This is a genomic window from Ignavibacterium sp. (assembly GCA_032027145.1).
GTDB lineage: Bacteria > Bacteroidota > Ignavibacteria > Ignavibacteriales > Ignavibacteriaceae > IGN3.
The window spans coordinates 3,173,350-3,197,974 of the sequence record JAVSMP010000001.1; the positions used below are offsets into that span (position 1 = coordinate 3,173,350).

A 24,625-nucleotide genomic window follows, 5' to 3' on the forward strand; every position below is an offset into this window, starting at 1 on the left:
GATATTCATAATTTCAAAAATATTTTTTATTAGCAACTAATAATGGCTTTATTTTGCACCAAAATCTCAACATTTTTATAATTGGAGTAATTATTGAATAAAAATTACTCTTTTCTTTTAGCATCTAAAAGCTTTTGGAAGTTTGGTGATTCAGATTCTAAATAATCTTTTGAATTATTGATATATTTGCAACTTAAATAATAGTTTTTATGAAAATGGCATCGATACTTCACGAAAATCTAAATGAACGGGAGAAATTGATACTGCGATCAATTATACAGCAGTTTATTTTAACTGCTTCTCCGGTTGGTTCAAGAAATATTACAAAAAGATTTGATGTCGGAGTTTCACCGGCAACAGTTAGAAACATAATGTCTGAGCTTGAAGACTCTGGTTATATTAATCATCCTCATACCTCCGCCGGAAGAGTTCCAACAGATAAAGGATATAGATATTATGTTGATTCACTGATGGAAATCTCTGAATTGAAAGCCTCCGAAAAGGGATTAATAGACAAAAGTCTTGATACTCAGTTAATTGAGAAAGAACAAATACTAAAAGTTGCTTCCAAATTGCTTAGCAGTATTACCAAACAGATAGCTTGTGTTACATATCCAACACTTGATAAAGGAATACTAACCAAGATTCAACTCGTTTCACTTTCAAGTACCAGATTGTTAGTTATAGTTAGTATTCAATCAGGTCTGATAAAAACAATTACTTTGGAATTTGATTCAGAAATTGAAGCAAGTTCTTTACACGAAATAGAATCAATACTAAATGAGCGATTAAACGGTCTAACATTTCAGGAAATAAGACAAACAGCTAAAGAGAGACTGATAGATATTGAAGATTCAGAAAAGCCCATAATGCGTTTATTTGTAGATTCTGTCGATAAAATTTTTACTAATGTTCAGCCTGAAGAAAAAATACTGATTACAGGAGCAACAAACATAATTCAGCACCCTGAATTTGAAGACCCTGAAAAATTTCAGAGTGTTATTGAACTTATTGAAGATAAAGATATTATAATACATATATTAGATAAGAAAAAACCTGATAAATCTGATAACATAATCATTTCAATCGGTACCGAAAACGAAGATGAAAAACTTCACGAATACAGTCTAATTACAAAAGAGTATTCCTTTGGAGAAACATCTGGTACGGTTGGCATAATAGGACCAAAAAGAATGGAGTATTCGAAAGTTGTAGCAATCATCTCATATCTTGGAGATATGTTAACAGAAGTATTAACAGGAAATAAATAAGGAGAAAAATGAAAAATGTCTAAAAAAAATGTTAATGATGAAAAACTTGAAGAGTTAAACCAAACTAATCAAACAGAAAATGAAGTGAAAGAAGAAGTAAATAATGAGCAGCAAACATCTGAAAAATTATCTGACGAAGAAAAGATAAAAGCTTTAGAAGCAGAAGTAGCTAATTACAAAGACTTGATGCTCCGTAAAGCAGCAGAGTTTGAGAATTATAAACGGCGAACCGAAAATGAACAAATAAATTTATTAAAATATGCCGCTGAATCATTAATCATTAAACTTCTTCCTACAATAGATGATTTTGAAAGATCATTATCTCATATGTCTGAAGAAACTGATGTTCAAAAAATTAAAGAAGGTATCCAGCTTATTTACAATAATTTTTTAAAAACACTTGATGAACAAGGTGTACAGAAAATTGAATCAGTTGGTAAACCATTTAATTTTGAGTTCCACGAAGCTTTGATGCAAAGACCTGATGATTCTGTTCCACCGCACACAGTTCTTGATGAATTGGAAACAGGTTACATTTATAAAGATCATGTTATAAGATATGCTAAAGTTATTGTAAGTGAAGAATAATTTTTAAATAAAAAGAGAATCAATGAGTAAAAGAGATTATTACGAAGTATTGGGAGTTACAAGGAACGCTACAAAAGACGATCTTAAAAAAGCCTACCGAAAACTTGCAATGCAATATCATCCGGATAGAAACCCCGGAAATAAAGAAGCAGAGGACAAATTCAAAGAAGCAGCTGAAGCTTATGAAATCCTAAATAACGATGACAAACGTGCAAGATACGATCGTTTCGGTCATAATGGAGTTAAAGGTAGCGGATTTGGCTCTCAGGGGTTTTCTGATATCAATGATATATTTTCACACTTTTCAGATATTTTTGGCGGCGGCTCTTCTATCTTTGATGACTTTTTTGGAAGCGGTCAGCAAAGAGGAAGACAAAGAAGTAAAGGTGTACCTGGTTCAGATCTTAAAGTTACCCTTAAACTTACGCTGGAAGAAATTGCAACCGGAGTAACAAAGAAAATTAAAATAAAAAAACAAATCATCTGCGATCAATGTTCCGGAACAGGCGCTGAAGGTAGTACTTCCAGAAAAAAATGCCCAATTTGTAATGGAACCGGCGAAATAAAATCAGTTTCAAGATCTGTATTCGGACAGTTTGTTAACATAACTGCTTGTGCAAATTGCAATGGAGAAGGTGAAGTTATTGATACACCCTGTAAAAAATGCTCTGGCGATGGCAGAATTAATAACGAATCAACAATAAAAATTGATGTGCCTCCTGGTGTTCACGAGGGAAGTTATATGACATTGCGAGGTGAAGGAAATGCAGGCAAACGAGGCGGTCATCCGGGTGACATAATAGTTGTATTTAAAGAAGAAGAGCATGAATATTTTGTAAGAGAAGAAGATGATATTTTATATGAACTTTCCATTACATTCCCTGAAGCTGTATTAGGTACCGAGGTTGATGTTCCAACTTTAAATGGCAAAGCAAGATTAAAAATAGATTCTGGAACTCCATCAGGTAAATTGTTGAAAATGAGAGATAAAGGGATAAAGCATCTGAACCACTCCGGCTATGGCGATCAAATAATTAAAATTAACATAAATATTCCTAAAAAATTGTCTAATAAAGAAAAAGAATTACTTAAAGAATTAGCAAACCAACCAAACTTCAAATCGATAGATAAAGAAAATGGTAATGGAATTTTTAGTAGATTCGGACTTTGAGAATAATTGACTTAAACAAATTTTATAATTTGGTACAATCAAAGCAAAATCAATGCTTGAAAAGCTGTCAAAAAAAAGCGGGTTAACTAAAACTGAGATAAAAATTTTAGGATTTTTTATATCTGTATTCCTTATTGGGGTTGTTTACAAAACATTCTTTACAAAGGAAAGCAGTCAATATCTCAGTTTTGATTATGCCAAAGAAGATACAAAATTTTATGCTTTAACATCAGACTCGGTATCTTTAAATAGTCAAAAAAGTGGCAGTACAAATGTTGATTATAAGCAGGAAGTTTTAGATTTTAACACTCAGAATTTTAAGAATATTAATAAGAAAATTCTGCCTGCTGAAAAAAGTATAAATCTTAATACAGCTACAGCGGATGAGTTGTCTAATTTACCGGGCATAGGCGTAAAGACAGCTCAAATAATTATAGAATATCGACATAGTATTAAGAAATTTAAAAGTATTGAACAGCTTTTAAATGTTAAGAACATCGGCGAAAAAAAACTTATGCAAATTAGAAAATATGTTTATATCGATTAACAATAATCAAATTATTTTACCGGAGGAATAATGCCATCCAATAGTTCTAAAAAAAATGAAGATCCTTGGTACCTACATGCTGGATTATATCTTATAATTGCAATTCTTACTGTACTACTTATTAAAGTTGCTGTACTTGATCCTCAAGAGCAAATTAATAAAGAGAATTATTTTAAGAAAGAAACCAGATTAAGAATGACAAATCTTAAGGAAGCTCAGATACTATGGCAGCATAAAAATGGCTCATTTACTGGCAGCTTAGATAGATTGATTAGTTTTATTAAAAATGATAAATATGTTGACAGTGTTCGCAAAGCTTTCGATTCATTAAGACAAAAATCTGCTGATCCATTCAAAGTATTATCTGATGGCACATTTACTCCGGACAGCTTGTTCTTATCACCCAAAATTAATCAGAGATTTGTTATGGGAATTGACAGTAATGTTGTAAGTGATACTGTTATTAATCCATCTGGTAAAGTTATCCGTGTTGAAAAGAAAATTGTTAAGGGAACAAAATATTACATCGAAGACCCTGCAGGATATGGTTCAATTGGCAGTCTGGATAATGATGCATTAAAAAATACTGCTTCCTGGGAATAACAATATTGGATAATGGCTGGATTTGAAAATCATATCGGGTTTAATTTGTCCGGCACTAAATTGCAGATTGTTGAAGTTAATTATCTCAATGATCAGTTTAGACTTGTAAATGTAGATGAAACTTACTTTAATGATCCGATAAATTTTGAAATAGATAAAGAAACAAAAGTCAGCGCCCTTTTGCAGGGCGCTTTTGATGAATTGCTGATCAAAAAGAATTTCAACAGCAATTCTGCATCCTTTACATTACCTTTCGAACTTTTTCATACAATGCAAATCCCTTATGATACCACCTTGCTTTATCAGGATTTGATTGATGAATTCAAATGGGAATTTTCTGTCAACTATCCATTCATCTCTACAAAAAATCTGGTTCTTCAATATTACGAAATTGAAAAGGGACCGTTTATTGAAATAAACACAGCACTTGTTTTTGCTGTTCAAAGAAGATACTTACAAATGCTTGATACATTCTGTAAAAAAAATAATTTAAAACTGAGATTTGTTGATAATCTCCATATCGCCGCAGAAAGATCACTTTCGGTAAGTAATGCAATCGTTTATAAAGGATTAACTCTCAGTGTTTATTTTAATAGTAAATTTCTATCACTTTTTTATGCTTTTAACGGAAGACCTTTATACTTCAAAGTTATTCCTTTAAATGATGCAAGTGAAATTACAGAACATTTGTTAAAAGAAACATCAACTTCGTCTATATTAAATATTCAAAGAACACAAATTGAAGCTGCATTTATTTCCGGTGATGAAATATCACCCGCAATTGTGCATACACTTAAAAAAGTTTTAGGACTTGATTTTATCGCCTTTAATCCTTTTGATAAGATCAGACCAATGCCTGATTTATATGAGAGTAAACTTTATCTTGAAAAATACAATTCATTTTCTTCTGCGGCTGGTATTGCATTTCGAATAGCATAATTTTACCGGTAATGCGATGAGAATAAGAATCATTTCCGGAATATTTAAAGGAAGATTTATTACTGTGCCTCAGTCCAGAGAGATTCGCCCCACAACTGACAGAGTAAAAGAAACATTGTTCAATTTACTTAATAACAGAATTGATTTTGACGGGATTGAAGTTCTGGATTTTTATTCAGGTTCAGGCTCACTCGGATTAGAGTGTATTAGCCGAGGGGCAAAGCATGTTACTTTTGTTGAACGAGACTTTAAGATATATAAAAACCTATTGGAAAATATTAAATCGCTTAGTGTTGAAGATTACTGCAAAGTGATACGAATGAATGCAACAGACTATTCTAATAAAATGCCTGATAAACAGTATGATCTTATACTTGCTGATCCGCCATTTTTTAAAGATGATATCTACGAGGTAGTTAAAAATATTTTGCAAAACAATTATCTTAAAAACGATGCAAGAATGGTTGTTGAACGATCTGTTCAAACTAAAGTTAAAGATATAGAAAATTTTAAAACTGAGCCGTTCAAAATTATCGGCGACTCCTGCCTTTATGAGATATTTCAAAAATAATTTTCTGGATTATTTTTTCTATGTTTTTTTATCTAAACCTGATTATCAATAGATTTGATTATACTAAATAAGAAATTTATAATGTTATGAAAAGAGTAATTTATCCCGGCACTTTTGATCCTGTAACTTATGGACATATTGATATCGTTAAACGAGCAGTTGATCTTTTTGATGAAGTTTTTATCACAGTTGCAATTAACCCATCAAAACAGCCGTTGTTTACTACTCAAGAACGAGTTGATATGCTCAGAGAATCATTAAAGGAATTTAGTAATAAAGTGATAATTGATTCATTTGATGGACTTTTAGTTGAACACGCAAAAAAAGTTGGCGCTATTGCAATTGTAAGAGGTTTAAGACAAATAAGTGATTTTGAATTTGAATTTCAAATGGCATTGATGAACCGCAAACTTAGCGGAGATATAACAACTATTTTTTTAATGCCTCACGAGCGTTATACTTATCTTAATTCAACTGTTATCAGAAATCTTGCATCACTCAAAGCTGATATCAGCAACTTCGTCCCGTCGAATGTACAAGAGGCACTAAAGAAAAAGTTTCGATAGCTGTTTATTTTTCAAACACAATTTTAATCAGCATTATATTACGAGTGATAATACTGTAAGTGAGAAACATAAAAGCAACTGTTCATAACACTAATATCTATCGTTTCAATGTATCTTTATTTATAAAGAGAATCTTTTTTAAAAAGGAGTGTTTTACTTTTCTAAATAATCTTTCCTGATAACCTTTCTTCCTCTCTGACAGCTCAGTTTTCCACTTTAAAACACAAAAAGAAAATTCAATAATAAATTGTTGGAAAGGAATGTCTGTGATGTAAGTTCTGAGATTCTTTGTTAAAAAATTAATCAGGATAGATAGATATTCTCTCTTAGTCCGGTACTTTTTTCTAATTTATTCTTTAATCAATTTAACTTCTTTAAGTCAATAATCTCCATTATGATTATTTATAGTGGGCTTTAAGCGATTTAAATCCTTTTTGAATTATTATATCTTACTTTGGTCAGTAAATTGTAAATAATCATTATTAGTTTGAGTAGAACCGCATTAATTAAAAAACCCCAAAACATTTAATTTTGGGGTTTATTTTTTGAGCTGGTGAACGGATTCGAACCGCCGACCGGCTGATTACAAATCAGCTGCTCTACCAGCTGAGCTACACCAGCGCAATTTTTTGTGTGCCAAAAATAATATTTATTTTTTTGTTGTGCAATTCCTTTTTAAGCTAACTTAATTCAACTTGCGAACTAAGACTGAAGTTGCCAGCTTCGTCATAAACTCTGAATTGAACCATCTTTTGCCTGATCTTTTTGATCAATTCAAATATTAATCCATCAAATTCAAATTTTTCGCCCACATCTAAAATTTTACCTGATTTATCTGCAACAAATCCTGCAATAGTATTATACTCATCCGATTCATCCAGTTTAAAATTAAATGTATCATTAAACTCATCAATAAACATTGATCCCAGCACATAAAACTTACCATCGGGCAATTTGCTGTAACTTTGTATTTCGCTCTGTGTTTTATCTTTTATCTCTCCAACAATTTCTTCAAGAATATCTTCTATCGTTACAACACCTTCTGTTCCGCCGTATTCATCAGTTACAATAGCAATTTTTTCTCCTTGTTTTTGCATATCCTTTAAAATTTCTGAAATAAGTTTTGTTTCCGGGACAAAACATGCAGGTCGAATCAAAGATTTAAGATTTAAATTCCTTTTTTCAATTATCGCACGCATTAAATCTTTAGTATGAAGTATCCCAACAATGTTATCCAATGAGTTTTCGTAAACAGGAACCAGAGTATGTCCAGACTTAATTATTAAGTTTATGTTTTTCTCATTTTCTTCATTCAAATTAACAGCAATCATTTCTGTTCTTGGAATCATTACTTCATCGGCTTTCAAATCATTAAACTCAAAAATATTTTCAATAATTTCCTGGTCTGCTTCATCAATAGTACCTGATTTTACTCCATCCGAAATTATATCAAGTATTTCATCCTCTGTAGGACGTTCTTGTGAGAAGTTGATCTTTTCTTTAAAGGGTAATAAAATAAGATTACTGATTGCTGTTATACCTGAAGTTATAAATTTAAGTGCTTTGGATATTATTAAAATTATCTTAATAGATTTTTTACCAATAGAATCTGAGTAACGATAAGCAATCGCTTTCGGGACAAGTACATTAAATACCAAAATTATAATTGTAATTACTATTGATGTTATAACAATAGTTATAGCAGTATCTAAATAGTTGTAAAAACCTGTAAGTGTTAGAGCCTGATTATAAATCCAGTTTGAAAAAATAAGATAGCCTAATACTGAAATTATAACTATTAAAAATTTAGAAGTGAGCTGAATGCTGCTATACACCTGCTCTTCATTTTTATTCAATTCTTCAAAGTATGGAACATCTTTATCCTGCTTTTGTTTTAGTTCTTCAATTTTTGATTCACCAAATGATGCTAATGCAATTTCTGATGCTGCAAGAATAAAGTTAATAAATAGAAGCAGTAAAAATACAAGAACCAATTCCATTAAAAATTTATTATCCTTCTGTTGTTATTAGATACTACAAAGATAATGCATTATTATAAAATTACATTACAAATTTTTGATTATTATGTTATTTTAAGGCAAACATTATAATTTATTAATCGAATGAAGCCAAAACAAATTAAAATCAAAGATAAAGCTGATTTATCAATAACGTGGCAGGATGACAGCATAACAGTTATCCCGTTAAAATATCTTAGAGATGAATGCCCTTGCGCAAGCTGCAAAGGCGAAACTATTTTACTTAGAACTTACAGACCACCAAAACCAACTATTTTTTCAGAGAATATGTATAAGGTTTCAAATATTAATATTGTCGGTGGTTATGCAATTCAGATTTCATGGAAAGATGGACACGATACCGGTATTTATTCCTGGGATTATTTAAAAACTCTTGAAGATGGAATAGATAACAATTCAGAACAAAAGTATAACAGACTTATATGATCTCAAAAAACGATCTTAAATATTATTCATCTCTATTAATTAAAAAATATCGCACTCAAGAAGAAAAATTTATTGTTGAAGGATTAAAAATTGTTGAAGAGGGATTAAACAGTAATTATTCCAACGAGGTTGTTTTTGTAACTCCGCTATTTGCTGAATCATTTTCTGAAATTGTTTCTTTATTAAAGAAAAAAGTTAATAAAATTATTGAATTGAAGTCATCTGAATTTCAGCGAATATCAGACACTAAAGCACCTCAAGGTATAGCCGCTGTTTTCGAGAAAAAATATCCTAAGAGAAAGTTAACTGAATTAAAAGAAAACATACTTGTTCTGATTGATAATATTTCTGATCCCGGTAATCTTGGTACAATTATAAGAACTTGCGATTGGTTTGGGATTTATAATATTCTGATAACAAATGAATCTGTTGAATATTTAAATCCTAAAGTCCTCCGTTCTTCAATGGGTTCTGTTTTTCATCTTAATATTTATGATGAAGTTTTTGAAAATGATATTATTAATCTAAAGTCAGAAGGTTATCAGATAATTAGTTCCGATACTAAAGGAAAAAATGTTTTTAATTTTAATCCTGCAGCAAAGTCTGTTCTGGTTTTCTCAAATGAATCTACCGGACCCTCGGAAATGATAAGTGGACTTGCTGATAAAACAATTACTATCCCGGGTAAAGGCAGAGCAGAATCACTTAATGTTTCTACGGCAGCAGCAATAATTATTTCAACAATTGTAAATAAACAGTAATATTTTGCTCACTTTAGTCAATTAATCTTTATAAGGATCATAAACATCGGAGCCAGCCATCGCTACACCGATCGGATGTAATCTGAAAATAATCTTTATTGTATTTCCCATGTAAGAAATAACTTCATCTAATTTTTTATAACATTCGGGAGCTTCATCTGCGCCTGAACCGCGAAGTTCTATTCCCTTTTGTTTCATTTCAAATTTAACTTTTTCAAAATTCACCTTCCCTCTGCTAACAGACAGAAGTCTGCCGTGTTTCCATTTTTTTCTGCCAGCCGCCTCGTTCCTGCTCATTGTTCTACCTGCTCCATGAACAGTGGAGTATAAAGCCTGTCTGGAAAGTTCAGAATCAATGCCTTCAACGATAACAGAGTCATCCATCATATTTGCACCGATAAATCCGAGTTGTTTAGGAAATGCAGGAGTACAGCCTTTTCTTACAACCCAGTATTTCTCTCCAAAATGTTCTTCTTGCCATGCAAAGTTGTGATGATTATGCACTTCAAAAGTTTTAGCCGGATTACCTAAAATTCTTAACACCTGCTCTACAACAATATCTCTTCCAGCGTAGGCATATCGACCTGCAAGATTTATCGCCTGAATATATGCTTGTCCTATTTCGGATTTAATATCAAAAAGTATTGGTGGAGAATCCATTGAACCTTCACTGACTCTATCTTCAAATGATTGCCCTTTTGATAGTGCAATAAAACCCATAGTAGTTCTATGTCCAAAACCTCTCGAACCAAAATGAACTCCAATCCACAAATAACCCTCATCATCTTCAAAAAGATCTACAAAATGATTACCGCTGCCAACTGTTCCAAGTTGTTCCTTAGCTAAATTAATAAGTTTTCTTTGCTGCTTAAATTCAGAAGATGCAATTTTATCAATAACCTCGTGGTCAACCGGTTGATTATTTTTTCTTCCCATACCAAATGAAATTTGCGAATAAATCTCATCCATTATTTTCGGCAATTCAATCATATCTGCTTTGATGTCAGTTCTAACTGCTTTATTCCCGCATGCAATATCAAATCCGACACCGGAAAGAGAAATCTTATTTTTGTATGCTACTGCTCCGCCAATCGGGTGGCTGTACCCGTAATGTGCATCTGCGGTTAATACGCCGATATCATTTTCAGATGTACATCTATCAATCTGAGCAATAGATTTTTCATCTATTATTTCTTCTCCGAATATTTTAATACGTTTCATCCGACAGCTAATCACTTAGTAATAAACAATAAGAAAATAAAGGTGTTAATCAACCTTAATAAAAACAAAATTGTCAGTTCTGAATACAAACTAAAGTAATACTCTTACTGCAGTAACTTTTGAACATTATTTGTTTATCTAAGCAGAATCATTTTTTTTGTTTCTAAAAACTTTCCTGCATTGATACGATAAAAATAAACACCAGAGCTGACTGACTTATCATTTTTATCTTTTCCGTCCCATGTAATTTCATAGGTTCCGGCTGACTGTTCTTTGTTCACTAAAGATTTTATCTCTTTGCCAAGTGTATTATAAATTTGTAATGTAACCTTTGCAGGGGTTGTTATACTGTACCTGATAGTTGTGACAGGATTAAAAGGATTTGGATAATTTTGTTCTAATACATATTCAACTGGAATTTGGTTATCAATTTGTTCAACATCAGAAAGGATTCCTTGTTCCGGAAGCGGTAATCTAACAGAGGTATAAAGTTTAAAATCTCCTGGTGCAAGTACAATGCTGTCTGTTAAATTAGTTGTGCTTGTAACATTAATGCTATCACCTGTAAAGTAATCATACCAATAACCAATCTTACTGAAATTTGGTTTTGTTGATTGCTGAATTACATTAAAGTTACCAACAATAAATGCATCCATTGAAGAATGATAAAGATTAATTTTCTTCATAAATCCGCTTACATTCAGATTAAAATTTGCTGCGTGAAAAGTTTCATAATTATTACGAAGATTTATTAATGCAGAATAAACCTTGTAAAGATTAGTTCTTCTGTCATCGTTTAGATAGTCCCATTTAACCGGCTTTTCACCTGTTCTTCCGTTAAAATTAATACTAATATCATAACCAAGTTCACCAAACTGCCATAAGAGTTTTGGTCCGGGTATGGTAAAGAAAAAAGCACCTGCAAGTTTCATTCTGTTCAATGCAATATTAAGATTCTTTATGTTATAAGAGCCTGAAGAATTACCAAAAGCAAGATTTTTTACCATAAGTCTTTCTTCATCATGGCTTTCCATATATCCGACCAAATGCGGATCTGTCCAGCCCCGATTGAGATATGATATACCGGAAAAATCTGAAGTATATCCCATTGTTGCTTCATTATAATCGTGGTTATGATTACCCCAAAGCATCATGCCATAATCTGATAATACTATTTCTTCACTGTTGACAGCAAAATGTTCAAGTATTACATAAGCAGTTGAATCAACTTCCCATAACTTATCAGCCATCCGTTTCAGGATATTTATTCTGCTTTGATCATAAGCATTCCAGGCATTTACATCATTAGAAAATTTTTGAGTAAATCCTTTTGAAAGATCGAAACGGAATCCATCAAATTTAAATTCTTTTAACCAGTATTCGTTTACACGATCAACAAAGTATTTTGTAGCATTACTTTCATGGTTAAAATCATTAAAAACATTAAACGGATGCCGTGCTATTGGATTTAAATATGGATTATTAGCTGCGGGTCTGTTGTTTACATTATCCCACCAAAGCATTGCAAGCGGAGATGCATTATCAGCCTGATTTAATACCATATCAAGTATTACTGCAATTCCGTTCTGATGACAAGCGTCAATAAACTCTTTGAGTTTATTAGCTGTTCCGTAATATTTATCCACTGCGGTATGATAAATCGGATTATATCCCCAGCTAAGATTTCCACTAAATTCCATTACTGGCATTAACTCAATTGCATTAACACCAAGGGATTTTAAATAAGATAAAGTATCAATTAGAAATTGAAATGTTCGCTGTGTCGAAAAATCTCTTACAAGTAATTCATAAATAACAATCTTTTCTTTGGCAGGTCTTGTATAATCTGATGCCTGCCACTGGTATTCTGATTGATTTGTCTGAACAATACCTACAATTCCGGATGTTTTACCCGAAGGATATGGTTTTAATGATGGATATGTTGTTGAAGGAATATAGCCGTCATTCCAGGGATCGAGAATTTTTTCTGAGTAAGGATCACCAGTTCTTATTTTACCATCAACAAGATATTGAAACGCATATTCAGTACCTGGATTTAATGTTAAATTAATCCACCAGATTACACTATCTGCATTAACATACTGCCTGTTAAGAAAATAATCAGTCTGAACTTTCCAGTCATTAAAATCCCCGATCAGATAAACATACTCTTTATAAGGAGCATACAAAGCAAGTGTAGCAGTAGTTGAACTTGAGTAGTTTAATCCGAGTCGTAAACCGTCTGGCAATGGTAAATTATTCATAACAGGATTTGAGAACATCACAAAGGTTGTTGAATCTGTACTTCCTGTTGTATCTGTACCAATTATCTTTACATAGTGTGCCCCAGCTGAATAATCAGCGTAATTAAAATTAAAAGATATATTACTGGAATCTGTCTGTGCGACCTGAACACCATCGATCAAAATATTTAAAGATGAAACTTCTGTTTCTATTTCAACTGCTTCAATATTTATCGGAACAATTTCTCCTTCTTTAACAAATGCCGGCGAGCGAAGAGGATCACTAAAATCAACTGAGACCTGAGGGCTTTGAATAACCAAATTTAATCCGGGTTCATAAAGATCAATAAAAATATCGGGTCTGGTTTGTTTTGATGCGTCTGAACTTCGGAAAACCATTGCAAGCTGTAAAATTTTTTCTGATGGATTGGTAACAGAATAAAATGTTCTCGGAAAACCAATCGTTAATTTGTATAAGTTCTGTCCCAACCTGGTAAGAGCAGGCTGATTTGAATTATTTCCCCAATTTCCAATTACGTGCTGCCACTGTCCCAGATTAGAAGTAACGCCTGTATGCGCATATACTGTTCCTGTGTAGTTTAATAATTCACTTGCACCGGGTTGTGTTGCATCAAAGATAACCACTATGCTGTCATTCTGAGTCGGGTATTGTGGTTCAGTTACAACAATCTGAGCAAAACCTATTAAAGCAAAAGCAAAAAACACAATGATAGATAAATACAATTTTTTCATACGTTACTCTTTTATACCTGTTATTTGAACAATGATTTCTCTTCTCCTCGGCTTGTTATCAAAATCAATAAAAACAATCTGCTGCCACGTACCCAAAATTAGTAATTTATCTTTAAATGGTACTGTAAAGGAAGCTCCCTGTAATGAAGCTCTTACGTGTGAGTGTCCGTTTCCATCATGCCATGTTCTATCGTGCTGATACTCCTGGTTTTGTGGGATGATCTTTTCAAAAAAGTGCGGATAGTCTTTTAACAAACCCGGTTCATATTCTATGGTAGTAATTCCGGCAGTTGAACCCGCAATAAAAACAAGCGCGCTGCCTTCTAAAAATAAATTATCTGAAACAACTTGCTGAATGTACCCGGTAATATCAATTATCTCACAATTTCCTTTGCTGCTGACAGTAAAAGAATGTGTTTCAAGTTTAAGCTGCATAATTTGTCCGCTGTTAATAAAAAAAAGGCTCGCATTATAGCGAACCTTTAATTTGTAAAAGAATTATTACTTAATTACCGGATGAATCAGATTTTTCTGGTTCCACATTAGGATCAGGATGTTCGAGTGATTCATCAAAAAAGACCAGCTCTTCAGAATTTTCAACATGTTTTGCGATGATTGTAGTTCCTTCTTTAAACGAGCCTCGCAATATTTCTTCTGCAAGAGGATCTTCAACATACTTCTGAATAGCTCTGCGCAAAGGGCGAGCGCCAAATTTTTCATCAAATCCTTTATTGACAAGAAAGTCTTTTGCTGTTTCATCAAGCTGAAAGTGAAGTTTATTCTCTTTAATATTAGCGTGAAGATCTTTTATTTCAATATCAATAATCTTGTAAATATCTTCCTTAGCAAGATTCCTGAATACAATAGTATCATCTATCCGATTTAGAAATTCAGGATTAAACAATCTCTTCATTGCATCTTCAACTGTATCTTTAAGAGTTGAATATTTATCAACATTCTCATCGCCGCCAAAACCAAATTTACTGATATTCTTAATATCTTTAGTTCCAGCATTTGATGTCATTATGATGATAGTATTCTTAAAATCCACTTTTCTTCCGAGTGAATCTGTAAGTGTTCCATCATCAAGTACCTGAAGCAGCAAACTGAAGATATCGGGATGTGCTTTTTCAATTTCATCAAAAAGAACAACTGAGTAAGGTTTTCTTCTGACTTTTTCTGTAAGCTGTCCGCCTTCTTCATATCCTACATATCCTGGAGGCGCTCCAACTAATCTGGAAACTGAAAATTTTTCCATATACTCGCTCATATCAATTCTTACAAGAGCATCTTCGCTGTCGAACAAATACTTTGCAAGCACTTTACATAGTTCTGTTTTACCAACTCCTGTTGGTCCCAAAAAGATAAAACTTCCGATCGGGCGATTAGGATTTTTAAGTCCTGCTCGTGTTCTTCTGATTGCTTTTGTCAGTTTACTAACTGCTTCATCCTGCCCGACAATGTGCTGCTTTAATGCATCATCCATCTTCAGCAATTTTTCTGATTCGGTCTGAGCAATTCTGTTTACCGGAATTCCGGTCATCATTGCAACAACAGTAGCAATATCTTCTTCACTAACATCGTGGACTATATCTTTAGTCTTTGTATCCCATTCACGCTTTGCAGTATCAAGATCAGATAAAAGATTTCTTTCTTTATCGCGTAAGCGTGCTGCTTCTTCATAGTCCTGCATTTTAACCACACGTGCTTTATCTTTTTTTACACCTTCAATCTCTTCTTCAAGTTCAAGTATTTCCTGCGGAACTTCAAAGTTACCCATGTGTACTCTTGAACCGGCTTCATCAATAACATCTATAGCTTTATCAGGTAAGTGTCTGTCTGTTATATAACGATTACTTAATTTTACAGCGGTTTCAATTGCTTCTTTCGAGTATTTTACGCGATGATGTTCTTCGTACTTAAATTTAATATTTTCAAGTATCTGAAGCGTTTCATCATACGTTGGCGGATCAACCATTACTTTCTGAAATCTTCTATCAAGTGCTCCATCAGTTTCAATGAATTTTCTGTATTCATCAAAAGTTGTTGCACCAATACATTGAATATCGCCGCGAGCTAAAGCAGGTTTAAACATATTTGAAGCATCAAGTGAACCGCTTGCACCGCCGGCACCGACAATCGTGTGCAGTTCATCGATAAAAAGAATTACATCTTCAGCTTTTTCAAGTTCATTCATCAGAGCTTTCATTCTCTCTTCAAATTGTCCCCGGTATTTTGTACCAGCTACAAGTCCGGCAAGATCTAATGTTACCACTCTTTTATCCTGAAGAGTTCTAGGTACCTTCTTTTGAACTATCCGGAGTGCCAATCCTTCTGCAATTGCAGTCTTACCCACACCCGGCTCACCGATAAGTACAGGATTATTCTTTTTCCTTCTGCTTAAAATCTGAGCTACTCGTTCAATTTCTTTTTCTCTGCCAACAACCGGATCAAGTTTATCTTCGTTAGCAAGTTTCGTAAGATCGCGTCCAAAATTATCCAATACAGGTGTTTTGGTTTTTTCTTGTTTCTTATCAAATGATTGAGAAGCTTTTTGTCCTGGTTCTTTTGGATTTTTTGCACTAAGCATTGAATTCAATTCAGCCCGGGCAGCATCATAAGAAATATTAAATTGATGAAGTATCTGTGTAGCAATATTATCTTCATCTCTTAAGAGAGAAAGCAGAAGATGTTCCGTTCCGATAACATCTGCTTTATAAATTTTTGATTCTATTTGTGTAATCTTAAGTACTTTTTCTGCCTGTTTTGTCAGAGGAATGTTTCCAATTGTCAAAGTTCCGCCGGAAGTTCTGACAGTATCTTCAATAGCTTTTTTTAATTTAAGTAAATCACATTCAAGATTTCTTAAAATCCTTACAGCAACTCCCTGTCCCTCCCGGATAATTCCAAGAAGAAGATGCTCCGTACCAATATAATCATGACCAAGTCTAAGAGCTTCTTCCCTGCTAAGTCTTATTACATCCTGCAGTCTATCCGAAAAATTTCCGTCCATATTTCTCCTTATTTTAACTTAAAATGAACCAAAGATTTTGAATTTTGGTTTCACGGTTGAAATATACTAATTGTGATTCGCCGTTTCAAGGCAACATAAAATCGTTGTTAAATCATCACAATTACTTATCAGATCAACATCCCAAATAAAGGCAATTCAAATGCCAGTAAACTTTGGTTAATTTTTTGCTTAATTTCATATTGAAAAGAAAAATTTTTCTGTTAAAATGATATTTTTAACGTCATAAAATCTTAATAGTAGTCAATACGACAGATAATTCATCTGAAAATATATTTCAACAAATCAATGGAGAATAAATGGAAGCATTAACAGGATTATCACTCATAGTTATTATAGCAATTATAATCTTCTTATTCTTATTTCTCTATTTCGTTCCTTTGGGATTATTTATAACTGCTTACTTTTCTGGTGTAAGAGTAAAAATTGTTAAGGATCTTATTGGAATGAGATTAAGAAAAGTTCCGCCGGTTTTAATTGTAAGAAATATGATAACAGCTACAAAAGCCGGGTTATCAGTTGACCAGGCAAAAATGGAAGCACACTATCTTGCCGGCGGTAATGTTACAAAAGTAATCAATGCACTTATCTCTGCAGATAAGGCTAATCTTGGATTAACATTTGAACGAGCCACAGCAATTGATCTTGCAGGAAGAGATGTTCTAGAAGCAGTTAAAATGTCTGTTGTTCCTAAAGTTATCGAAACACCAATGGTTTCTGCTGTAGCAAAGGATGGTATCCAATTAAAAGCGATGGCAAGAGTTACTGTTCGTGCCAACATTGAAAGATTAGTCGGCGGTGCTGGTGAAGCTACTGTACTAGCAAGAGTTGGCGAGGGAATTGTGTCAACTATTGGATCGAGTGAATCACACAAAGATGTACTTGAGAACCCTGATAAAATATCCAAATCAGTTTTGGCAAAAGGATTAGACAGCGGAACAGCATTTGAGATTTTATCAATTGATATTGCTGATGTTGATATTGGTCAGAATATCGGTGCAATTCTTCAAGCTGATCAGGCAGAAGCTGACTTAAAAGTTGCCCGTGCTAAAGCTGAAGAAAGACGTGCTGCTGCAGTTGCAACAGAGCAGGAAAATATTGCCGAAGTTGCTAAAATGAAAGCAAAAGTTGTAGAGGCAGAATCAGAAGTTCCGCGTGCAATTTCTGATGCATTCAGAAATGGAAAGCTTGGTGTTATGGATTACTATAATCTTAGAAATATTCAGGCAGATACTGAAATGAGAACTTCAATAGCACAGCCAGAAGAAAAGAAAAAAACTGATTCATAAAGCGTATCCGAAATGAAAATAAATAACAGTTTAATTAAGAATTAGAGAAGCCTGATGGATGATTTATTTCAATACCTTATTTGGGGAATCATAATTTTCAGTTTCTTAAGCTCCTTCTTTAAAAAGAAAGAGCCTCCGAAGAAAACCCCTGTGCATAAAAATAAAACTGCAGATGGAAACATCTCTTTGAGGCAAACATCAAAATCTGAACCTGAGGTGATTACACAAAAAAGGGATGAATATGATATTCTTAAGGAGCTTGAAAATCTTTTTAAAGGTGAAATAAACATTCCTAAACCGCAGCCTCCTAAGGTCAAAAAATCTTATGAGTATTCAGAAACGGAAATAGAAGATAAGAACCTTGATCTTGCAAACGATACAAGATTACAAAAAAGTGTTGAGGATAGAAAACCCATTGGCTCAAGAGGAACTTACGATACAAGAATAACAAGCAGGAAAACTGTTACAAGTCAGCCAAAAGCAATCAGTCCAAAAACAGAAGCAGATGCTAAAAACTTTGAAAGACTTTTATCCAGCCGTAACAAACAAAGAGTTAATGTCTCTGATGTTAATCTTAAATTAAAAAATCCTGTTACAATCAGAGAATATATTTTATTTTCAGAAATTTTAGGAAAGCCTAAAGCACTGCGAAGATGAATCAAAAGAAATATGTTTTAAAAAGAACATCACAAACGGGCTTGGTTAATAAAATTGACGAAGCCCGTTTTACAATTAATTATATTGAAGAATTAAATGCTTCACAGTTTGAAGCAGCATCTGCAGTCAGCGGGTGTTATTTGATTATTGCCGGCGCCGGAACAGGTAAAACAAGGACACTTGTTTATCGTGTTGCCAGATTAATCGAACTTGGCTATGATCCAAATTCTATTTTACTTTTAACTTTTACTCGTAAAGCTGCTAATGAAATGATGAAGCGTGCAGCAATGCTGCTTGATGACCGTTGTTCAAGAATCAGAGGCGGAACTTTTCACTCGTTTGCAAATTTAACTTTAAGAAAATATGCCAAGGCAATCGGGCTTGATTCTGCTTTTACTATTCTTGACCAGGGTGATAGTGAAGATATAATAAATCTTATCCGTGCCCAGGATGTATTTCTTACAAAAGACAGAAGATTTCCGAATAAACAAACACTTAATAAAGTTTATAGTTTAAGTGTCAATACCGGAAAGAAAGTTGGAGAAATAATTGAAAATGATTATCCGCACTTTATTCCATTGCTTGATAAGATTTTAGAAATCCGGAAAATATTTATTAAATATAAAAGAAGTAATAACCTTCTGGATTATGATGATCTGTTAATTTATTTACTCGAATTTCTAAAAACTGAAAGTCCTGCTGTTAAAGCTCTACTTTCTGAAATAAAATTTGTAATGGTTGATGAATATCAGGATACTAATCACTTACAAGCAGAAATTGTAAAAGGATTGGCTAAGTATAATAAAAATGTTATGGTTGTTGGTGATGATTCACAAGCGATTTATTCTTTCCGCGGAGCTGATTTTCATAACATTATGGAATTCCCAAAACTGTTTAATGATGTAAAGATTATCAAACTTGAAGAAAATTACAGAAGTGTTCAATCTATTCTGGATTTTGCAAACCGCATTAACGAAGCAGCTGTTGAAAAGTATAAAAAAGACCTCTATACAAGACGTGGCAGCGGACAATTGCCGAATATTGTTGCAGCAACAACTGATAATCTTCAATCTAAATTTATTGTAGAAAAAATTCTTGATCTAAGAGAAGAAGGTGTTCTGTTAAGAGATATTGCTGTATTGTTCCGTTCATCTTTCTTTTCGTTTGATCTGGAGCTTGAACTTTCAAAAGCTAATATTCCCTTTCAGAAATTTGGCGGAATGAAATTCGTTGAAACTGCACACATTAAGGATGTTATGGCATTTCTTAGAATTGTTGTTAATCCCAAAGATGTTATCAGCTGGTATAGAGTTTTGCTTTTACACGAAGGTGTTGGACCAAAAACAGCACAGCGTATTCTGGATGAACTGGCAAAAGCCCGGATCACAATAAAAGCAGAACCCGATAATCAGCCTGAGTTTAAACATCATAAACTTGGTCCATTGTTTTATCTTTTATACGAACTTCAAAAGAAAAAATATATTCCCTCTGAAATGGTGCAGAAAGTTTATGAATATTACTGGGAATTATTCAAAGCTAACTATGATGATTGGAACAAACGCAAAAAAGATTTAGAGATTTTTCAGAATATTGTAGAGAATTATACTTCGGTTGATTCATTGCTTTCTGATATGGCAATTGAACCGATAATTGAAAGTGTTGTTGATGTTGATGCAACTGATAAAGAAGAGGAATATGTTACGCTTTCCACGATTCATTCTGCTAAAGGATTGGAGTGGCATTCAGTCTTTATAATTCACGCTGTTGAGGGCTACTTCCCCTCTGCAAGATCAGTTGAGAATTTAGATTCATTAGAAGAAGAAAGAAGACTAATGTATGTTGCTTCAACCCGAGCAAAGAATAATTTGTTTATAACTTACCCAATGAATCTTTATGATAGGGAAGCAGGAATGACATTATCAAAGCCATCACGATTCATTTCAGATATTTCTCCTGATTTGGCAGAAGGCTGGCTGCTGGAGGAAGAGTCTTAACTCAAATTTAGCAGTGGAGTTCTGGGGTATTGGAATATAAATGTATTGTTTGTTTTTGTCTTACTTCTTTCTTCTTTCGTCTCTCGTCTTTCATCAGAGAATCATCTCATTCTTAATTCGTTCTTCTCTTCCCTTTTTTGCTGTAATCTTTCCTGATGCCAGTTATAATCTGCAAGCCATTTATCAACTTAAAATTTTATCAGATAGCAATAAATATAAAATGACATCAGCGGAATAAGAATTAATGCTTCAACAAAAAAAATGTTATTATTATTAAAAGAATTGGAATAGCAATTCCAACCAACTTTGAGCAAAACCTAAGAAGTAAAATACACCCACTAGCGAAAATCCATCTACAAATCTTAATTCATAAAATAAAATATTCCTGAATCTTTGAACTATATCATAATTTTTAATGAGATTTTTATTTTCTTTCACTAGTATCACCCCTTGCTAAAACAGACCATTCTTAAGTCTTTCCGATTCTTCTTCTTTTAATCTTTTTTGTTCTAATCTGTTTTGATGTCCGTAATATTCAGTAAGCCATTCACTTATTTGGGCTTTTAATAGATAACAATATAAAGCATACAAATAAACCGGGACGCTTGCTGCCATATTGTAAAACACTGAAATTTGAAAAATCAAGGAGACAAACAAAAAAGGAATTACTACGATTATTATCAGAAAGGAAATCCAGCCTTTTCGATTTTCTTTAATAAGAACATATAATATGTAAGGTATAAAAATAACCGCAGTTGAAGCTATTATTATTATTAAAATCCTTGCTAAAGGATTAACCATATTATCTAAAACACCGCCCGTTCTTCTAACAATATAAATCAACAATGCAATTATTATTGTCAAAGCCAATAATATTCTAACATAGATTTGAAAATAATTCTGAAATGTCTGAACTAAAAAGACATCACGAATAAATTTTTTATCGGACATCATTTTATTACTCTAAAATTGTTATTTAAAAATGAGGAATTCGTAACAAAAAAGCGAGCCAAATGGCTCGCTTTTCATTTCACATTTAACCTCTGATGTCTTACATAAAAATTATTTCATCAACAACATTTTTCTAACTGATTTAAAATCACCGGACTCCATCGAATAAAAATATATTCCGCTTGATAGTGATGAAGCATTAAAATTTACTTCGTAATTACCAGCTCTTTGAGTTGTATTTACAAGTGTTGCAACTTTTTCACCAAGCAGGTTGAATACTGCAATGTTTACAAATCCATCCTGTGCTAGCGAATACTTTATTACTGTATTAGGATTAAACGGATTCGGGTAGTTTTGTTTTAATGAGTATTCCGTTGGTAAAAGATCCTCTTCTTTTTCAACACTTACAACAATTAAAGCTGATTCAGTTGTATCAGAAAAAGCAGTTGAATTTCTGCAATAAACAGCATAATGATAACCCACTCCAAATTGAGCAGAAGTATCAATATATGAAGTTTGATTTGCTCCCAGTGAATCTAATTTAGTAAAACTTGAAGACTCGGTTCTTCTCAGAATAAAATAATTGGTTTCAACAGATGACTTATCAAGCCAATCTAAAACAACATCATTATTTAAGTTAACATTAACAGTCAAGCTATCAGGGCTTTTTAACTTTGTTGTAAAATTACTTTTTGGTGAGTAGGCGCTTGTACCTGAAGGATTTATAGAACTTACTCTCCAATATAATTTTTTACCTTCTTGTAAATCATCAACCGGGTATGAGTTATCTGACAAAATAGTATCAATAATTATATCTGAAAAAGGAACATTATTGGACAATTGATATCTGTATTCAGTTGCATTTGAAACATCTTCCCACTGAAACACTTGATCAATGTTTTGATGAACAGAGTTATTAGCTGGTATTAACAAAGTTGGTGGTGAAGGAAGAGCATAAGTTGTTGTGAATTTATTAACAGCTGACCAAGCACCAATTCCACCGCTATTAATTGCTCTGACTCTCCAGTACACAACTGATAATTCTGGTAAGTTAGTTAATGAAGCTGTTACAGTTTTACTGAGCACACTAATAACGCCTGTATTGAAAGTTGAATCTAAAGAAGCTTGAAGTTCATATCTCATACTTTTAGGTGCTCTTGTCCACTTGCATAATACCTGAATACTTGAAATTCCCTGTGCATTATTTACTGGTTCAACTAAGGATACAATATCAGGAACAGGTACAACTGTTCCACTAATTATAATTGAAAATTTTTGTGAACCGGTTGCTAAATTATTTTTATGTCCAACTTTGATCGTATATGTGCCAGCAACAGGTGATTCAATATAAACCTGTTCAACATTATCTCTGAAGTTATTTCCGGTAGTAGCAGCAGCTGATGGATTTGCCGGATCTAGCACCCAGGGATAATATACAGTTGAATTAGGAGCTGTTACAGTTAAATCCAAATCATTAACAAGCATAAGATTTGCAGGATTTAGAGAAGCTTGTGCCGGTGTACCAGATGGGTCAAGCCAGCAAATTGTAACTTTTAGTGGTTCACTACCATTAGATTCAACAGTAAATTGTTCAACGCCGCTCTGATTTAATGTAAGTTCTCTTATTAATTGATTACCACCAACTTCATGATTTAAGGTTAATAATTGAATTGCTCTATAAGTGTTCATCAATCCCCAACCGTGCCTGTAGTCCGGACCCGGTGCGGTACCGGCTTCATCTGTAGTATTGATAATCAAACCTTTAACTGTTGAAGAACGGAGATAATTTGTTGAACCATTTAATGCAGCTTGCTGTTCTAATATCAAAGCAACTGAACCAGCAGCATTTGGTGAAGCCATAGAAGTACCACTCATATTCTCATAAGCTGTATTTGAAGTGTTAGTAGAGGAATACAAATCAGTACCATTTGCTACAATATCAGGTTTTATTCTTCCATCATCAGTTGGACCCTCGTTACTCCAGGATGTAACAACAACATCTGACGGTGAATTATATCCATTGACAATATCATTTACTGCTCCAACAGTCAGTGCATTTTTTGAAATGCCAACTCCATCATTGATACAATCATAACCATCAATACCTCCATCTTTTTCTCTAACAGTTGAAGACCAGACCCAGTTACCATTAACTAAAACCCAATGAGCAGTTCCACTGGTAGGTCCATCGCCTCTATCATTACCAGCACTTTTACAAACTAAAATATTTGGTGCGTTTACCAAAAAATAATCCCACGAGGCAGAAGTAGTAGAATAAAACCCAAACAGGTAATCTTCAGTTTCGCTGATAGACGGTGTTCCAAACCAAGCCCACTTACCGTCATTACGATAATCATATACCCAGCCTCTTATGGATCCATAGGAGTGATTAGATACTTTTAAACCATTTGCAGCAGCATTCATAATCTCACTTAAATCATTACCAGAAGTATATGCATCTATCTTACCCATTTTAGACATACCTCTTGCATTAGAAACAATTCCAGTTGCAACCAAAGTACCGGCAACGTGAGTAGCATGATCAGTATAGGTACCGCCTGCATCTCTTTGAGTTACTTTGCCAGATAATTCCTGATGCGTCAGTAATGGTATTCCATTGCCTGCTTCCCATAATCCAATTACCTGACCGATACCTGAAAGTGAAAAACCTCCTCCTCCATTATCCCATAAATATCTGGTGGATATGGTAGCAGCGGCATTAATATTATCAGTCATATGATAATTTGGCATGCCATTCTCAAAACTTTGTAATTCTATAATTGCACCATTACTTAAAGTCTCCAAAATGGGCATCCCATAAATTTTTGCTAATGAATCTGCTTCTGCTTTTTTCAAGTCTTCAATTTTTTTAATTCTGGATGAATTTTCAATTAACCAGTTTTTTTGTTCGATGGTTTGTGCAGTAACAACAAAACTTAAGAATAAAACCATCCCTAATGCGAAAATTGTGAATGTTTTTCTCATCATAAAATCTCCTATTATG

Annotated in this window: 20 protein-coding genes and 1 tRNA gene; 13 read left to right on the plus strand and 8 right to left on the minus strand. The window is 33.3% G+C overall.

Going from position 1 to position 24,625, the window contains the following annotated elements; genetic code table 11:
* The first annotated feature begins 215 nt into the window (after window positions 1–215).
* From hrcA to coaD, 8 genes are all read left to right on the plus strand, one after another.
* Entirely contained in the window at window positions 216–1,271 is a 1,056-nt protein-coding gene (gene hrcA, locus ROY99_13275; GenBank protein ID MDT3697349.1) for a heat-inducible transcriptional repressor HrcA, read from the plus strand.
* 15 nt (window positions 1,272–1,286) lie between these two features.
* Entirely contained in the window at window positions 1,287–1,859 is a 573-nt protein-coding gene (gene grpE / locus ROY99_13280) for a nucleotide exchange factor GrpE (GenBank protein ID MDT3697350.1), read from the plus strand.
* A 22-nt stretch (window positions 1,860–1,881) separates the two neighbouring features.
* Window positions 1,882–3,030 (plus strand): molecular chaperone DnaJ, encoded by a 1,149-nt coding sequence (gene dnaJ, locus ROY99_13285; GenBank protein ID MDT3697351.1) that lies wholly within the window; start codon window positions 1,882–1,884, stop codon window positions 3,028–3,030.
* Between the two features lie 52 nt (window positions 3,031–3,082).
* Window positions 3,083–3,577 carry a helix-hairpin-helix domain-containing protein gene (locus tag ROY99_13290; protein ID MDT3697352.1) on the plus strand — a complete coding sequence of 165 codons (495 nt, stop codon included), beginning with the start codon at window positions 3,083–3,085 and terminating at the stop codon, window positions 3,575–3,577.
* Between the two features lie 30 nt (window positions 3,578–3,607).
* Entirely contained in the window at window positions 3,608–4,180 is a 573-nt protein-coding gene (locus ROY99_13295) for a hypothetical protein (GenBank protein MDT3697353.1), read from the plus strand.
* A 12-nt stretch (window positions 4,181–4,192) separates the two neighbouring features.
* Entirely contained in the window at window positions 4,193–5,119 is a 927-nt protein-coding gene (locus ROY99_13300) for a hypothetical protein (protein MDT3697354.1), read from the plus strand.
* Between the two features lie 16 nt (window positions 5,120–5,135).
* A complete protein-coding gene (rsmD, locus tag ROY99_13305; protein MDT3697355.1) occupies window positions 5,136–5,690 on the plus strand; it encodes a 16S rRNA (guanine(966)-N(2))-methyltransferase RsmD in 555 nt (184 codons plus the stop codon).
* An 86-nt stretch (window positions 5,691–5,776) separates the two neighbouring features.
* Window positions 5,777–6,256, plus strand: coding sequence for a pantetheine-phosphate adenylyltransferase (gene coaD / locus ROY99_13310; GenBank protein MDT3697356.1), 480 nt, complete (start codon window positions 5,777–5,779; stop codon window positions 6,254–6,256).
* A 548-nt stretch (window positions 6,257–6,804) separates the two neighbouring features.
* Here the strand turns inward: coaD and ROY99_13315 are convergent.
* Both ROY99_13315 and ROY99_13320 read right to left on the minus strand, forming a co-directional pair.
* Window positions 6,805–6,877, minus strand: a tRNA-Thr gene (locus tag ROY99_13315).
* A 59-nt stretch (window positions 6,878–6,936) separates the two neighbouring features.
* Window positions 6,937–8,256: a hemolysin family protein gene (locus ROY99_13320; protein MDT3697357.1), complete on the minus strand. Its 1,320-nt coding sequence runs from the start codon at window positions 8,254–8,256 to the stop codon at window positions 6,937–6,939.
* A gap of 123 nt (window positions 8,257–8,379) precedes the next feature.
* On the opposite strand from ROY99_13320, the gene ROY99_13325 reads away from it, so the two are divergent.
* Window positions 8,380–8,721 (plus strand): DUF971 domain-containing protein, encoded by a 342-nt coding sequence (locus ROY99_13325; GenBank protein MDT3697358.1) that lies wholly within the window; start codon window positions 8,380–8,382, stop codon window positions 8,719–8,721.
* Window positions 8,718–9,482 carry an RNA methyltransferase gene (locus ROY99_13330; GenBank protein ID MDT3697359.1) on the plus strand — a complete coding sequence of 255 codons (765 nt, stop codon included), beginning with the start codon at window positions 8,718–8,720 and terminating at the stop codon, window positions 9,480–9,482. Before ROY99_13325 ends, ROY99_13330 begins: the two co-directional genes overlap by 4 nt.
* Window positions 9,483–9,503: 21 nt before the next feature.
* Here the strand turns inward: ROY99_13330 and ROY99_13335 are convergent, their stop codons facing one another.
* The 4 genes from ROY99_13335 to ROY99_13350 form a co-directional block, all read right to left on the minus strand.
* Complete coding sequence (locus ROY99_13335; protein ID MDT3697360.1) at window positions 9,504–10,703, minus strand: RtcB family protein; 1,200 nt, start codon at window positions 10,701–10,703, stop codon at window positions 9,504–9,506.
* Window positions 10,704–10,837: 134 nt separating this feature from the next.
* The gene (locus ROY99_13340; GenBank protein ID MDT3697361.1) at window positions 10,838–13,699 is read right to left on the minus strand and encodes an alpha-amylase family glycosyl hydrolase; all 2,862 of its coding nucleotides are present in this window, start codon (window positions 13,697–13,699) and stop codon (window positions 10,838–10,840) included.
* Window positions 13,700–13,702: 3 nt separating this feature from the next.
* The gene (locus ROY99_13345; GenBank protein MDT3697362.1) at window positions 13,703–14,134 is read right to left on the minus strand and encodes a secondary thiamine-phosphate synthase enzyme YjbQ; all 432 of its coding nucleotides are present in this window, start codon (window positions 14,132–14,134) and stop codon (window positions 13,703–13,705) included.
* A 70-nt stretch (window positions 14,135–14,204) separates the two neighbouring features.
* On the minus strand, window positions 14,205–16,712 hold the full coding sequence (locus ROY99_13350) for an ATP-dependent Clp protease ATP-binding subunit (GenBank protein MDT3697363.1): 2,508 nt from the start codon (window positions 16,710–16,712) through the stop codon (window positions 14,205–14,207).
* Window positions 16,713–17,029: 317 nt separating this feature from the next.
* On the opposite strand from ROY99_13350, the gene floA reads away from it, so the two are divergent.
* Genes floA through ROY99_13365 form a run of 3 tightly spaced genes read left to right on the plus strand, consistent with a single transcriptional unit; the run spans window position 17,030 to window position 20,670 of the window.
* Complete coding sequence (gene floA / locus ROY99_13355; protein MDT3697364.1) at window positions 17,030–18,019, plus strand: flotillin-like protein FloA; 990 nt, start codon at window positions 17,030–17,032, stop codon at window positions 18,017–18,019.
* A gap of 54 nt (window positions 18,020–18,073) precedes the next feature.
* The gene (locus ROY99_13360) at window positions 18,074–18,676 is read left to right on the plus strand and encodes a hypothetical protein (GenBank protein MDT3697365.1); all 603 of its coding nucleotides are present in this window, start codon (window positions 18,074–18,076) and stop codon (window positions 18,674–18,676) included.
* Window positions 18,673–20,670, plus strand: coding sequence for an ATP-dependent helicase (locus ROY99_13365; GenBank protein ID MDT3697366.1), 1,998 nt, complete (start codon window positions 18,673–18,675; stop codon window positions 20,668–20,670). Before ROY99_13360 ends, ROY99_13365 begins: the two co-directional genes overlap by 4 nt.
* A gap of 453 nt (window positions 20,671–21,123) precedes the next feature.
* Here ROY99_13365 and ROY99_13370 read toward each other — a convergent pair whose 3' ends face one another.
* Window positions 21,124–21,621, minus strand: a complete 498-nt coding sequence (locus tag ROY99_13370) for a hypothetical protein (GenBank protein MDT3697367.1) — start codon at window positions 21,619–21,621, stop codon at window positions 21,124–21,126.
* Between the two features lie 111 nt (window positions 21,622–21,732).
* The gene (locus ROY99_13375; protein MDT3697368.1) at window positions 21,733–24,609 is read right to left on the minus strand and encodes a S8 family serine peptidase; all 2,877 of its coding nucleotides are present in this window, start codon (window positions 24,607–24,609) and stop codon (window positions 21,733–21,735) included.
* Window positions 24,610–24,625 lie beyond the last annotated feature (16 nt).